Source organism: Halomonas ventosae (genome assembly GCF_004363555.1).
GTDB lineage: Bacteria > Pseudomonadota > Gammaproteobacteria > Pseudomonadales > Halomonadaceae > Halomonas > Halomonas ventosae.
Genome location: NZ_SNZJ01000018.1, coordinates 1 through 13,276 on the forward strand (window position 1 = coordinate 1; position 13,276 = coordinate 13,276).

The 13,276-nt window shown below is 65.1% G+C and carries 11 protein-coding genes; 5 read left to right on the forward strand and 6 right to left on the reverse strand.

Annotation, left to right across the window (positions count from 1 at the left end; translation table 11 throughout):
* The first annotated feature begins 163 nt into the window (after positions 1 to 163).
* A complete protein-coding gene (gene gmhB, locus DFP85_RS14310) occupies positions 164 to 739 on the forward strand; it encodes a D-glycero-beta-D-manno-heptose 1,7-bisphosphate 7-phosphatase (protein WP_133637128.1) in 576 nt (191 codons plus the stop codon).
* Positions 740 to 857: 118 nt separating this feature from the next.
* Here the strand turns inward: gmhB and gyrB are convergent, their stop codons facing one another.
* From gyrB to dnaA, 4 genes are all read right to left on the reverse strand, one after another.
* Complete coding sequence (gene gyrB / locus DFP85_RS14315) at positions 858 to 3,278, reverse strand: DNA topoisomerase (ATP-hydrolyzing) subunit B (RefSeq protein WP_133637129.1); 2,421 nt, start codon at positions 3,276 to 3,278, stop codon at positions 858 to 860.
* A gap of 11 nt (positions 3,279 to 3,289) precedes the next feature.
* The gene (recF, locus tag DFP85_RS14320) at positions 3,290 to 4,405 is read right to left on the reverse strand and encodes a DNA replication/repair protein RecF (RefSeq protein WP_133637130.1); all 1,116 of its coding nucleotides are present in this window, start codon (positions 4,403 to 4,405) and stop codon (positions 3,290 to 3,292) included.
* A 58-nt stretch (positions 4,406 to 4,463) separates the two neighbouring features.
* Entirely contained in the window at positions 4,464 to 5,567 is a 1,104-nt protein-coding gene (gene dnaN / locus DFP85_RS14325; protein ID WP_133637131.1) for a DNA polymerase III subunit beta, read from the reverse strand.
* A 61-nt stretch (positions 5,568 to 5,628) separates the two neighbouring features.
* Positions 5,629 to 7,092: a chromosomal replication initiator protein DnaA gene (gene dnaA, locus DFP85_RS14330; protein ID WP_106231148.1), complete on the reverse strand. Its 1,464-nt coding sequence runs from the start codon at positions 7,090 to 7,092 to the stop codon at positions 5,629 to 5,631.
* A gap of 510 nt (positions 7,093 to 7,602) precedes the next feature.
* On the opposite strand from dnaA, the gene rpmH reads away from it, so the two are divergent.
* The 4 genes from rpmH to mnmE all read left to right on the forward strand — a co-directional run bounded on the left by rpmH (position 7,603) and on the right by mnmE (position 11,540).
* Positions 7,603 to 7,737, forward strand: a complete 135-nt coding sequence (gene rpmH / locus DFP85_RS14335) for a 50S ribosomal protein L34 (protein WP_010626003.1) — start codon at positions 7,603 to 7,605, stop codon at positions 7,735 to 7,737.
* Positions 7,738 to 7,750: 13 nt separating this feature from the next.
* On the forward strand, positions 7,751 to 8,167 hold the full coding sequence (rnpA, locus tag DFP85_RS14340; RefSeq protein ID WP_133637132.1) for a ribonuclease P protein component: 417 nt from the start codon (positions 7,751 to 7,753) through the stop codon (positions 8,165 to 8,167).
* A 204-nt stretch (positions 8,168 to 8,371) separates the two neighbouring features.
* The gene (gene yidC, locus DFP85_RS14345) at positions 8,372 to 10,069 is read left to right on the forward strand and encodes a membrane protein insertase YidC (RefSeq protein ID WP_133637133.1); all 1,698 of its coding nucleotides are present in this window, start codon (positions 8,372 to 8,374) and stop codon (positions 10,067 to 10,069) included.
* 100 nt (positions 10,070 to 10,169) lie between these two features.
* A complete protein-coding gene (mnmE, locus tag DFP85_RS14350; protein ID WP_133637134.1) occupies positions 10,170 to 11,540 on the forward strand; it encodes a tRNA uridine-5-carboxymethylaminomethyl(34) synthesis GTPase MnmE in 1,371 nt (456 codons plus the stop codon).
* 108 nt (positions 11,541 to 11,648) lie between these two features.
* On the opposite strand, the gene DFP85_RS14355 is transcribed toward mnmE, so the two are convergent.
* Together DFP85_RS14355 and DFP85_RS14360 are read right to left on the reverse strand one after the other, a co-directional pair.
* On the reverse strand, positions 11,649 to 12,497 hold the full coding sequence (locus DFP85_RS14355) for a 23S rRNA (adenine(2030)-N(6))-methyltransferase RlmJ (protein ID WP_133637135.1): 849 nt from the start codon (positions 12,495 to 12,497) through the stop codon (positions 11,649 to 11,651).
* Positions 12,498 to 12,585: 88 nt separating this feature from the next.
* Entirely contained in the window at positions 12,586 to 13,269 is a 684-nt protein-coding gene (locus DFP85_RS14360; protein WP_133637136.1) for a YiaD family glycine zipper/OmpA-like lipoprotein, read from the reverse strand.
* Positions 13,270 to 13,276 lie beyond the last annotated feature (7 nt).

Consider the following 13,276-nt stretch of genomic DNA (forward strand, 5'->3'; position numbering starts at 1 on the left):
CGGGCGGCTTGGCGGCTTGGCGGCTTGGCGGCTTGGCGGCTTGGCGGCTTGGCGGCTTGGCGGCTTGGCGGCTTGGCGGCTTGGCGGCTTGGCGGCTTGGCAGGAGATGTTCCACGTGAAACACTCCTGCACAACGGACAATCCGCCCTAGGAGATCAACACCATGCCCGCAGCCGACAGGCTCGTGATCCTCGACCGAGATGGGGTCATCAACCGGGACTCCGACGACTACGTGAAGTCCCTCGAGGAATGGATCCCCTACCCTGACGCTGTCGAGGCTATCGCCCGACTCCACCGTGCCGGCTGGACAGTGGCCGTCGCTACCAATCAGTCCGGCATTGCCCGCGGCTACTATGGCGTGGAGGTGCTGGAGGCCATGCATGGTCGGCTCCGCGACCTGGTTCGCGAGGCCGACGGAGAAATTGCCCATATCGCCCACTGCCCCCATGGCCCGGGTGACGACTGTGATTGCCGAAAGCCATTGCCTGGCTTGCTGGAAGAGATTCGGCAGGTCTTGTCGCTGGACAACCTGGAAGGCAGCTGGATGGTCGGCGACAGTCTGCGCGACCTGCAGGCTGGCGAACCCATGGGTTGTCGGCCGGTCCTTGTCCGCACCGGCAAGGGCCGTCGCACGGAGGAAAAGGGGGAAGGGCTACAAGGCGCGATGGTCTTCGATGATCTCGCGGCCTTCGTGGACTGGCTGCTGGCACGGGACGAGAAGGGACAGGCAGCCCAGTAACCCCGGGAAGACAGTACGCTGAACGCGACAAGGCCGGCTTCGAGAAGCCGGCCTTGTCGTACTGTTGGCACTCACTCAGGCAGCGCGATGTTTCACGTGGAACATCGCGCCTCGGCCATCAGATATCCAGGTTGGCCACCAGGGCATAGCGTTCGATGAAGTCGCGTCGAGGCTCGACCTCGTCCCCCATCAGGGTATTGAACATCATGTCGGCGGCGACCGCATCCTCGATGGAAACCCGCAGCATGCGACGGGTATCGGGGTTCATGGTCGTCTCCCAGAGCTGGTCCGGGTTCATCTCGCCCAGTCCCTTGTAGCGCTGGATGGATAGGCCACGCTGGGCCTCGGCCATCAGCCACTCCAGGGCATCATAGAAGGTCGCCACGGGCTTCTGTCGCTCACCACGAGCCACATAGCTGCCCTCCTCCAGCAGGCCGTCCAGCGTCTCTCCGAGGCCTGCCATGGCGCGATAGTCGGCACTGGTGAAGAACTCGATGCCCCAGACATAGTCGGTGGTGACACCATGCGCCGTCAGCGTCACCGCGGGCAGGAAGACGCCACGCTCACCTTCCTCCTCGAGGCGGAAGGTGTATCGCGGCCCCCCCTCGTAGGAGACCAGGGCATCCATCTCGGCCTGCAGGTACTCGATCCAGTTCTGCATGGTGACACGGTCGCGCAGGCTCTGCTCACCGTCGAGATGCGCCGCATGGACGATCTTGCGCAGCACGACATTGGGGTAGACGCGCGAAAGGCGATCGATGCGCTTCATCACATCGCGATACTGGTTGACAAGGGCTTCCAGCTGGGCACCGCCGATACCAGGCGCATCCGCGTTGACATGCAGCCGCGCACCGTCGAGCGCCGTTGTCGTCAGGTAATCGATCATCGCCTGCTCATCCTTGAGATAGAGCTCCTGCTTGCCACGCTTGATCTTGTAGAGCGGCGGCTGGGCGATGAAGACATGGCCGCGCTCGATCAGCTGCGACATCTGGCGGAAGAAGAAGGTCAGCAGCAGGGTACGGATGTGCGAGCCGTCCACGTCGGCATCGGTCATGATGATGATGGAGTGATAGCGCAGCTTGTCGGGATCGAACTCCTCGCGGCCGATACCGCAGCCCAGGGCCGTTATCAGGGTGCCGACCTCGGCCGAGGAGAGCATCTTGTCGAAGCGTGCCTTCTCGACGTTGAGGATCTTGCCCTTGAGCGGCAGGATCGCCTGGGTGCGACGATCCCGCCCCTGCTTGGCGCTGCCGCCGGCCGAGTCACCCTCGACGAGGAAGAGCTCGGAGAGGCTGGGGTCCTTCTCCTGGCAATCGGCCAGCTTCCCGGGCAGGCCCGCGATGTCCAGGGCCCCCTTGCGGCGAGTCATGTCGCGCGCCTTGCGCGCCGCCTCGCGGGCCCGGGCCGCGTCCAGCATCTTGTTGACGATGGCCTTCGCCTCGTTGGGCTTCTCGATCAGGTATTCCGAGAACAGCCGCCCCATCTCCTGCTCCACCGCGGTCTTGACCTCGGAGGAAACCAGCTTGTCCTTGGTCTGGGCAGAGAATTTCGGGTCCGGAACCTTGACGGAGATAATCGCGGTCAGTCCCTCGCGGGCATCGTCGCCGGAGGTATTGACCTTGGCCTTCTTGAGCAGTCCCTCGGCCTCGATATAGTGGTTCAGCGAGCGGGTGAGGGCCGCACGGAAGCCGGCCAGGTGGGTGCCGCCATCCCGCTGGGGAATGTTGTTCGTGTAGCAGAAGATGTTCTCGGAGAAGGTATCGTTCCACTGCATCGCCACTTCCACGCCGACGCCATCCTCGCGCTCGGCATTGAAGTGGAACACCGGGTTGAGCACGGTCTTGTTGGTATTCAGGTGGTTGACGAAGGCCTTGAGGCCACCCTCGTAGTGGAATAGCTCCTCCTTGCCACTGCGCTCGTCCATCAGGCGGATGGCCACGCCGGAGTTGAGGAAGGAGAGCTCACGGAGGCGCTTGGCCAGGATGTCGTAGTGGAACTCGATGTTATGGAAGGTCTCGGAAGAGGGACGGAAATGCACGCGGGTCCCGCTCTTCTCCGTCTTGCCTACCACCGACAGCGGGGCGTCGGGGACCCCATGGTGATAGACCTGCTCGTGCACCTGGCCCGCACGCCAGATGGTCAGCCTCAGCTCCTCGGACAGGGCATTGACGACGGAGACCCCCACGCCGTGCAGGCCACCGGACACCTTGTAGGAGTTGTCGTCAAACTTGCCGCCGGCATGCAGCACCGTCATGATCACCTCGGCTGCCGACACGCCCTCTCCCTCGTGGATGTCGGTCGGGACGCCGCGACCGTTGTCGGTCACGGTCACCGACTCGTCGGGATGGATGATGACCCGGATCTCGCTGCAGTGCCCGGCCAGGGCTTCATCGATGGAGTTGTCCACCAGCTCGAACACCATATGGTGCAGGCCGGTGCCGTCATCGGTGTCGCCGATATACATCCCCGGCCGCTTGCGTACGGCATCCAGGCCCTTGAGGACCTTGATGCTCGATGAGTCGTAAGCCTGTTCGCTCATTGACTACTCCGTCATGAAGTCTGTCTGTCCAGTGGCAGCAGCTGTCCCTGCCCCGATTCGGAATGTTTCACGTGGAACATCGCCACCTGGGTGTCCGGCTGCCAGAGCCCTGCCAGGGCATCGGGGTCGACACTGGTGATGAATACCTGGCAGCGCATGCGTTCAAGCCAGCCGCAGAAGACCCGGCGATGCTCGAGATCCAGCTCGGCAGGCAGGTCATCGATCAGGTAGATGCAGGTGCGGCCGGTGACCTGCTCGAGCAGGCGCCCCTGGGCCAGCTTGAGGGCACTCACCACCAGCTTCTGCTGGCCGCGGGAGAGCACTTCCACCGCCGGACGCTTGCCGAGACGAATACCCAGCTCTGCCCGCTGTGGACCCTGCTGGGTAAAACCCATCTGGCAATCCGTGGCACGGGCATCGCGAAGGATGTCCGCCAGTTCACGCTTGCGGTCCCAGCCACGCGAGTAGCGCAGCGTCAGCCCGGGCAGCGCGATCAGCTCGGCCAGCGTGTCCTCGAATACCGGCACGAAACTCTCGGTCCAGTCGCGACGCATGCCATCCAGTCGGTCGCCCCAGTGCACCAGCTCCTGTTCCCACGCATCCAGGGAAGCATCTGTCATTCTACCATGCCGGAGAAGGGCATTCCGATGTTTCAGCGCGCGTCGGAAGCGTCGCCAGACATCGAGAAAACCATGTTCCACGTGAAACACACCCCAATCGAGAAACTCGCGCCGCCCGGCCGGCGGGCCCTCCAGGAGACGGAAGGCGTCAGGATTGATCAGCTGCAGCGGCAGGGTCTCGACCAGGCGCGAGACGCGCTCCAGACGTTCTCCCGCCAGGCGCATCTCAAGCTCACCACCCTCGCGGTGCCGGCGTATGCCGATGGCCATCGCCGGCTCGCCGGCCACGCGGCCGTGCAGCGTCATGGCGTCGGCATCGTGAGCAATGGCATGACGCAGCTGGCGGGCGCGAAAGGAACGTCCCATGCCCAGGACATGGATGCCCTCCAGCAGGCTGGTCTTGCCGCTGCCGTTGGCGCCGGTGAAGAGGTTGATGCGTGGACCCGGGGTCAGGTCCACGACCTGCAGGTTGCGCAGGCCATGGAAGGCAAGGCGTTCGAGAGGCATCAGGCGAGATCGACCGCGGCGTTGGCGGCACCCGAGACAGGTACCGCCTGCCGGCGCCTCAGAGGCGCATCGGCATGACGACGTACATGGCGTCGCCGCCGCCGGGTTCTTCCATCAGCGCACTGCTGTTGGGATCGGCCAGGGTCATCTGTACCCGATCCTCGTCCAGCACGCTGAGCACGTCGACGAGATAGCCGACATTGAAGCCGATCTCCATGGCCGGCCCGCTGTACTCGATGGCGACGTTCTCCTCGGCCTCTTCCTGCTCGGGGTTGTTGGCCATCACCCGCAGGTTGCCCTCCTCGAGATTCAGGCGCACGCCACGGTACTTCTCGTTGGAGAGGATGGCCGTGCGCGACAGCACCTGACGCAGCTCGGCACGGTCGGCGATGAAGACCTTGTCACCGCCGCGCGGCACGACCCGCTCGTAGTCGGGGAACTTGCCGTCGACCAGCTTGGACGTGAAGGTGAAGTCGCCGGTGTGGGCACGCACATGACTGGCGCCGAGGGTCAGACTGACCGGCTCCTCGCCATCATCGAGCAGCCGCACCAGTTCCAGGACCCCCTTGCGCGGCACGATCAGCTTCTGGGAGGGCTCCACCTGAATCTCGGCCGGGCGCGAGCAGACGGCAAGCCGATGGCCGTCGGTCGCCACGGTACGCACCAGATTGTTGCCCAGTTCGAGCAGCATCCCGTTGAGATAATAGCGGACGTCCTGCTGGGCCATCGCGAAGGAGGTCGCATCGATCAGGTGCTTCAGGATGCCCCGCGGCAGGCTGAGCTCCACGTTACCCGGATCATCCTCGATATTGGGAAATTCGGCCACCGGCAGGGTCGAGAGGGTGAAGCGCGAGCGACCGCTGCGCAGCACCGCCCTCCCCTCCTCGAGGGAAAGCTGTATCTCGGACTGGTCCGGCAGCGACTTGCAGATGTCCATGAGCTTGCGCGCAGGCACCGTCGCCGAACCAGGCTCCTCCACCAGGCTGGCGGCGGTGCGGCCGATCAGCTCGACCTCGAGGTCGGTGCCGGTAAGGGAGACCTGGTCCTGGTCGACCTGAATCAGCACGTTGGAGAGTACCGGCAGGGTCTGGCGTCGCTCCACCACGCCGGCAACCAGCGTCAGCGGGCGCAGCAGCGCTTCTCGGGAGATGGAAAATTTCATGTCGGCTCCACTACTTGTCCTGGAGGGGTTGAGGCCGGCGACCCGACCGCTGGTGTTCCGTTCAGCTGGTCAACAGCCGCAGCAGATTCTTGTAGTCCTCGCGGATGTCCGCGCTCTCCTCCTGCAACGCCTTCACCTTGCGGCAGGCATGCAGCACCGTGGTGTGATCTCGACCACCGAAGGCATCCCCGATCTCCGGCAGACTATGGTTGGTCAACTCCTTGGCCAGAGCCATGGCGACCTGGCGGGGCCGGGCCACCGAGCGAGAACGACGCTTGGAGAGCAGGTCGGCAAGCTTGATCTTGTAGTACTCGGCCACGGTGCGCTGGATGTTGTCCACACCGACCTGCTTGTCCTGGAGCGCCAGCAGGTCCTTGAGGGATTCGCGGATGAAATCCTGGGTGATCGTCTTGCCCATGAAGTGGGAGTCGGCGATCACCTTCTTGAGGGCCCCCTCCAGCTCACGCACGTTGGAGCGGATCTTCTGGGCGATGAAGAAGGCGGCGTCGTGGGGCAGGTCGACCTTGGCCTGGTCGGCCTTCTTCATCAGGATCGCCACCCGGGTCTCCAGCTCCGGCGGCTCGATGGCCACCGTCAGCCCCCACCCGAAACGCGACTTCAGGCGCTCCTCTACCCCACTGATTTCCTTGGGGTATCGATCAGATGTCAGGATCATCTGCTGGCCGCCCTCGAGCAGGGCATTGAAGGTATGGAAGAACTCCTCCTGGGAGCGCTCCTTGCCCGCGAAGAACTGGATATCGTCGATCAGCAGGGCATCGACGCTGCGATAGAAACGCTTGAAGTCATTGATGGCGTTGAGCTGCAGCGCCTTGACCATGTCGGCCACGAAGCGCTCGGAATGCAGGTAAACGACGCGGGCATTCTCGCGTCGCGTTGCCAGGGCGTTACCCACGGCATGCATCAGGTGGGTCTTGCCGAGGCCGACCCCGCCATAGAGGAACAGCGGGTTGTAGGCGCCGCCGGGATTCTCGGACACCTGGCGGGAAGCGGCCCTGGCCAGCTGGTTCGATTTGCCCTCGACGAAGGTCTCGAAGGTGAAGTTGGGATTCAGGCCACTGCTGTGCTTGAGGCTCCCCTCCACCTGCACCTGGCGCTCGCCGCCACGCCGCTGGCCGGCGCCCTCCTCGCGCAGCTGATCGATCTCGCGCTCATCCCCCACATCACCACGCGGAGGCACCTGGACTGCCGGTGCGGCTGGCGCTCGAGTCGCCGAGACGGGATTGCCCAGCTCGCGAGGTTGAGGGCTCGGCGCCGCGCGGCGACTGCCGACGGTCAGCACCACCTTCGGCGGCTTGGCGGGCGAGAGCTCACGCATCAGCTCGCTGATCCGCTTGGCATACTTGTCGCTTACCCAGTCACGCACGAAGCGGTTCGGCGCCAGGAGGCGCAACTGGTTGGACTCCCCTTCCTCCGCCTGCAGCGGGCGGATCCAGGTGTTGAACTGCTGGGAATTCAGTTCATCCTGCAGGGTATCCAGACATTGTTGCCAGAGAGCCAGTGACACGCGACCTCACCATTGCATTGAAAACGACCGCCTATTGTATCGTTCAGACGACGGGTTATCCACATGCCCCGCGCCGAGTCGCGGTCTGTGGAAAACCCCTGCGCGACCCGCACCGAGTGCGTATTCGACAGGTAGAGGCGACCCGCGCAGGTCGCCGCTACCTGCCGGGCGCCAGGGCAGGCAATCCCCGCCGCATCCCCACCTTGTCCACAGCAATCCTTTATCTCTAACATATTGATTAAAAGAGATTATACGGGCTTGGTCACAATACATATCCCCAATAGTGATAACAGGGCTTGCCCCCTGCCGGTGATTGCCTGAGGGCGCGACGAGAGGACAGCGGGGTGCCATGCCCGGCCGGCAGCATCGGGACGCACGGAAGAATTGCACCGCGGGCCTGAAATCACTACAATTTCCGGTCTTGAACCGAATACCCCCGGGTCCGCCAGCGGCATCCGGATGTCTCCGAATGATCGATTCGTTCCGAAAACCACGTGGGAATAACGAGTTATGAAACGTACTTTTCAACCCAGCGTCCTCAAGCGCAAGCGCGTGCATGGCTTCCGTGCACGCATGGCCACCAAGAATGGTCGTGCCGTACTGGCCCGTCGCCGTGCCAAGGGCCGCAAGCGCCTGAGCGCCTGACCGCGGCCCTCGCGTGTCCAGTCAGGGCTATCCCCGGCAGCTGCGACTGCTGACCGCCGGGGATTATCGACGTGTCTTCGAAACGGCTGCATTCAAGGTCCACGGCAAGGGGCTGATGGCCCTCGCCTCTCCCAACGAGCGAGGACATCCGCGACTCGGCCTGATCTTCAGCAAGAAGAACGTCCGCAGAGCCGTCGACCGAAACCGCCTCAAGCGCATCGTGCGTGAATCCATCCGGCTTCAGCAGCACCGCCTGCCCTCGGTGGATATCGTGGTGCTGGCAAGACGAGGAGTCCATGAACTGGACAATGCCACCGTGCATCGCCAGCTCCACGGGATGTGGCGTCGCCTGGAGCGAGAGGCGCGCAGGTCGTCCCCCGGGATGGACTCGCCCAGCCCGGAGAGCGGTAACGCGGGCCGCACACGGTGACCGGCACCCCAGCGTGCCGGTGCACCCCGGAGCCGGCATGGACATGACCACTGCCTGCCTCGTTGCGCCCCTCCACGCTGACGCCTCGGATGCAGCCAGCCTGCACGCGTTGTCCAGCCTGCCTTCGGCAGGCTTTCGTGTATCTCGGGTGGGCGACCTGCGTTGCGCCATCGGAATGTTCACTACCCATCGGGCAGACCCCTCATGGACGTAAAACGACTTCTCCTCGTGATTCCCCTGGCGGTACTCGCGTACCTGCTGATCGTGCAGTGGAATCAGGACTACGGACAGGTGACCCCTGAGCCGCAAGCTCCCGCCATCACCAGCAGCGCCCCGGAAGGGAGCCGCCAGGACCCCGCATCCACGGGCAGCGACGACCTCTCGGTCCCGGCGACTGCCGGCCCGGCGGACGACATGACCGGCGAGATTCCCGGCGAGCCCGCCGCTGCGTCGGGCAGCCGTGACCTGGTGGCCGTCGTCACCGACGTGCTCGATGTCCGCATCGACCCCCAGGGGGGAGACATCGTCTACGCGGCGCTGCCGCAGCACCGCTTCAGCCTCGACTCCGAGCGCCCCTATGTGCTGCTCTCCGACAGCGAGGGTCGCAGCTATGTGGCACGCTCCGGCCTTCAGCTCGAGGGCCACGAGGGCCGCATCACCTTCGCCCCCGAGGCGACCGAATACCGGCTGGGCGAGAACGACGAGCGACTCGAGGTCGACCTTACCGCCGAAGTGAATGGCGTGGAGGTGATCAAGCGCTTCACCTTCGAGCGTGACAGCTACGCGGTGGACGTGAACTACTACCTGGCCAACAACACCGAGCAGCCCGTCACGGCCCGCTTCATCGGCCAGCTGGCCCGCGACAACAGCAGCGACCCCTCCAGCGGACCGGCCCTGGGCATGCAGTCCTTCCTGGGTGCGGCCTACTCCACTCCGGAGGATCGCTACCTCAAGGTCGACTTCGAGGAGATCCAGGAAGGCGCCTTCAACAACCGCGACGTCGAGGGGGGCTGGGTCGCCATCATCCAGCACTACTTCACCTCGGCCTGGGCACCCGCCCAGAACCAGCAGAACCTCTACTACGCCACCACCGACTCCCGCGGTCGCAACGTGGCCGCCTTCGCCGGCCCCACCAGCAGCGTGGCCGCCGACGGCGAGGCGACGCTGGGGGCGACCCTCTACATGGGACCCAAGGTGCAGGAGCGACTGGAGGCCGTGGCCCCCCACCTGGAGCTGACGGTGGACTTTGGCTGGCTGTGGTTCATCGCCAACCCGCTGTTCTGGCTGCTGGACCAGATCCATGACCTGATCGGCAACTGGGGCTGGTCCATCGTTCTGCTGACCCTGCTGGTGAAGCTGGCCCTCTGGCCGCTCTCCGCCAAGGCCTACAAGTCCATGGCCCGCATGCGCAAGCTTGGCCCTGAGATGCAGCGCCTCAAGGAGCAGTTCGGCGACGATCGCCAGAAGATGTCCCAGGAGATGATGAAGTTCTACCAGAAGGAGAAGATCAACCCCCTGGGCGGCTGCCTGCCGATCCTGGTGCAGATGCCGGTCTTCATCGCCCTCTACTGGATGCTGCTGGAATCCGTGGAACTGCGTCACGCCCCCTTCATGTTCTGGATCCAGGACCTGTCGGTGAAGGATCCGTACTTCATCCTGCCGATCCTGATGGGCGCCTCGATGTTCGTCCAGCAGATGCTCAACCCGACACCTCCGGATCCGATGCAGGCGAAGATCATGAAGATGCTGCCGATCGTCTTCACCTTCTTCTTCCTGTGGTTCCCGGCGGGCCTGGTCATCTACTGGGTGGTCAACAACTGCATCTCCATCGTTCAGCAGTATGCGATCACCCGCAAGATCGAGGCCGACCCGAGTATCGGCAAGGGCATGAAGACCAAGTAGCGCGGTGCTTCTCCCCGACACCCAGACCCCCGCCTCGGCGGGGGTCTGGCGTTTGCAGGACCCGACCCGGAGAATGTCCCTTCCAGCTGAGGAGCCGCCGATGACCGCCAATCTCCATGATCAGGACACCATCACTGCCCTGGCCACGCCACCGGGCCGCGGCGGCGTGGGCATCATCCGCGTCTCCGGCCCCGCCTGCAGGACGATCGCCGAGGCCATGGTGGGCCACTGCCCGGCCCCGCGATACGCCCACTACGGCCCCTTCCGCGGCGCATCCGCGGTGATCGACGAGGGCATCGCGCTGTTCTTCCCGGGACCCCACTCCTTCACCGGCGAGGATGTCCTGGAACTCCAGGGGCATGGCGGTCCGGTGATCATGGACCTGCTGCTCGAGCGCTGCGTGCAGTTGGGGGCACGGCTCGCTCGCCCCGGGGAGTTCTCGGAGCGCGCCTTCCTCAACGACAAGCTGGACCTGGCCCAGGCCGAGGCCATCGTCGACCTGATCGAGGCCAGCTCCCGGGGTGCAGCCGAGAACGCCCTGCGCTCCCTGCAGGGCGAGTTCTCGCGTCGCGTGGCATCACTGGTCCAGCGGCTGATCGAGCTGCGCATGTACGTCGAGGCCGCCATCGACTTCCCCGAGGAGGAGATCGACTTCCTCGCCGACGGACATGTCGCCAGCCGGCTGGCCGCGCTCCAGTCGGAGCTGGCCGAGGTGCGGGCCGCGGCCGGTCAGGGAGCCCTGATGCGGGAAGGCATGAGCGTGGTGATCGCCGGGCGTCCCAATGCCGGAAAGTCGAGCCTGCTCAATGCGCTGACCGAACAGGACACCGCCATCGTCACCGACATCGAGGGCACGACCCGGGACGTGCTGCGTGAGCATATCCATCTGGATGGCATGCCCTTGCACGTCATCGACACCGCCGGGCTTCGCGATACCCCCGACGCGGTGGAGAAGATCGGGGTGGCCCGGGCCTGGGGGGAGATCGAGAAGGCCGATCGGGTACTGCTGCTGGTGGATGCGGCCACCACCGATGCCATCGACCCCATGGCCATCTGGCCCGAATTCGTCGCACGGCTTCAGGACCCCTCGCGGCTGACGCTGGTGCGCAACAAGATCGACGCCAGCCACGAATCCCCCGGCATCGATACCGACGCCACCACGCCGGTGATCCGGCTGTCGGCCCGGAGTGGCGCGGGGGTAGATGGCCTCAGGGAGCACCTCAAAGCGGTGATGGGCTATGCCGCCACCACCGAAGGGCGTTTCTCGGCCCGGCGACGCCACCTGGAGGCTCTCGACCGCGCCAGCCAGGCCCTGGCCAATGGCGAGGCGCAGCTCGCCGGCTACGGGGCCGGTGAACTGCTTGCCGAGGACCTGCGCGATGCCCAGCAGGCGCTGGGGGAGATCACCGGGGAATTCAGCGCCGATGACCTGCTGGGCGAGATCTTCGGCAGTTTCTGTATCGGCAAGTAGGCGGTCCCGCAGGACCGCGCTGTCAGCGCGGTCGATACCACCTCCGCTGGGCGAGATCTTCGGCAGCTTCTGTATCGGCAAGTAGCCCCTTCCCGCAGGGCCCATCCCCTACTCCCCTACCCACCAGTCGCCGGTATGGCGGCTGGTTTCCCCCAGCAGCGGCGTGACCTGCCGCATGGCGGCTTCCAGCCGCGTATCCAGCCCCCAGGGGGGGTTGATCACCAGCATGCCGCTGCCGACCATGCCGCGCTCGCCCTCCTTCGCCTCGCGCAGCCTCAGCTCGCTGCGCCAGATCTTGCGCAGGCCGCCCTCGCGCAGCCCCTCCAGCAGCTCCCGATGGCGGCCGGCCGGCAGCAGGGGGTACCACACCAGCACGACGGCATGTCGCGCCAGGCGCATGGCCTCGAGCAGCGCATCAACCACCTCGCCATACTCCGCCTTGCGCTCGTAGCTGGGGTCGACCAGCACGCAAAGCCGTGGGGTGGCCACCGGCAATCGCTTCATCAGACCCTCGAGGCCGTCGCCATGGATGCGCTGCACATTGTCGGGCAGTGTCTGGCGAGCCAGGTGGCCATGCTCGCCGGGGTGCAGTTCGAAGAGCATCAGCCGGTCACTGGCACGCAAGCGATCCGAGAGCCACCAGGGCGAGCCGGGATAGTGGTCGAGCCGGCCGTCTCGCGCCTGGACCCGGCCAACAGCAGCGAGCCAGTCGCCGAGCAGCGGGTCATCACCCAGTCGCGCCCTCGCCTGCCATAGCCGGGCAATGCCTTCACGGTACTCCCCCAGCCTCGCGGTCTCCTCGGCTGCCAGCGGATAGAGACCGCGACCGGCATGGGTATCCATGTACGTAACAGGTGATTTCTTACGTAATAGATGGTCGACCACCGCGAAGAGCGTCAGATGCTTGTGAACATCGGCGAAATTGCCCGCATGATAGGCATGCTGGTAGGAAAGCATGGAAGGAGATCCGTGAGTCGGCAAGACGAAAGGGCCCGCCACTGCATGGCAGCGACGGGCCCGGATGGTACGGCTTCAGGAAGCCGAGTTACTGCTGCTGGAAGCGGGACTCGATGGGTGTGAGGGTGATCTCCACCCGACGATTCTGGGCCCGGCCCTGCTCGGTGTCGTTGCTGGCCACCGGCTGGTTCTCGCCGTAGCCGCGCATGGCCAGGCGGTTGCGTGATACGCCGGACTGGGCGAGGTAGGTGCCCACCGAATCGGCACGACGTTCGGAGAGCCGCTGGTTGTAGCTGGCGTCGCCGGTGCTGTCGGTATGGCCGGCGATGTTGACCTGCGTATCGGGGTACTGCTGCAGCACCGCGGCCACGTCATTGAGGGCATTGCGCGCATTGGGGGTCAGGTCGCTGGAGTCGAAGGCGAAGGTCACCTCGCTCGGCATGTTGAGCACGATATCGTCGCCGCGACGATCGACACCGATACCGGTGCCCTGCGTGCTCTGACGCAGCTGCTCCTCCTGACGATCCATGTAGGCGCCGATGCCACCGCCGGCAGCGGCCCCCACGGCAGCGCCGATCAGGGCGCGATCGCGGCGGCTGGTGCTGCCGTCACCACTGAGGGCACCGGCAGCGGCACCCACGGCGGCGCCGATGGCCGCACCTGTCCCGGTCTGGCTACGCTGGGTCTCCCCGGTATAGGGGTCGGTGGTGGTACAGCCTACCAGCAGCGCGGCGGCGGCCAGCGGTGCTATCAGTCGGATGGATCTGCTCATGGTGTCC

Coding starts and splice junctions, on each gene's coding strand:
- gmhB (WP_133637128.1), top strand. CDS start 164: ATGCCCGCAGCCGACAGGCTCGTGATCCTCGACCGAGATGGGGTCATC.
- gyrB (WP_133637129.1), bottom strand. CDS start 3,278: ATGAGCGAACAGGCTTACGACTCATCGAGCATCAAGGTCCTCAAGGGC.
- recF (WP_133637130.1), bottom strand. CDS start 4,405: ATGCCTCTCGAACGCCTTGCCTTCCATGGCCTGCGCAACCTGCAGGTC.
- dnaN (WP_133637131.1), bottom strand. CDS start 5,567: ATGAAATTTTCCATCTCCCGAGAAGCGCTGCTGCGCCCGCTGACGCTG.
- rpmH (WP_010626003.1), top strand. CDS start 7,603: ATGAAACGTACTTTTCAACCCAGCGTCCTCAAGCGCAAGCGCGTGCAT.
- yidC (WP_133637133.1), top strand. CDS start 8,372: ATGGACGTAAAACGACTTCTCCTCGTGATTCCCCTGGCGGTACTCGCG.
- mnmE (WP_133637134.1), top strand. CDS start 10,170: ATGACCGCCAATCTCCATGATCAGGACACCATCACTGCCCTGGCCACG.
- DFP85_RS14355 (WP_133637135.1), bottom strand. CDS start 12,497: ATGCTTTCCTACCAGCATGCCTATCATGCGGGCAATTTCGCCGATGTT.
- DFP85_RS14360 (WP_133637136.1), bottom strand. CDS start 13,269: ATGAGCAGATCCATCCGACTGATAGCACCGCTGGCCGCCGCCGCGCTG.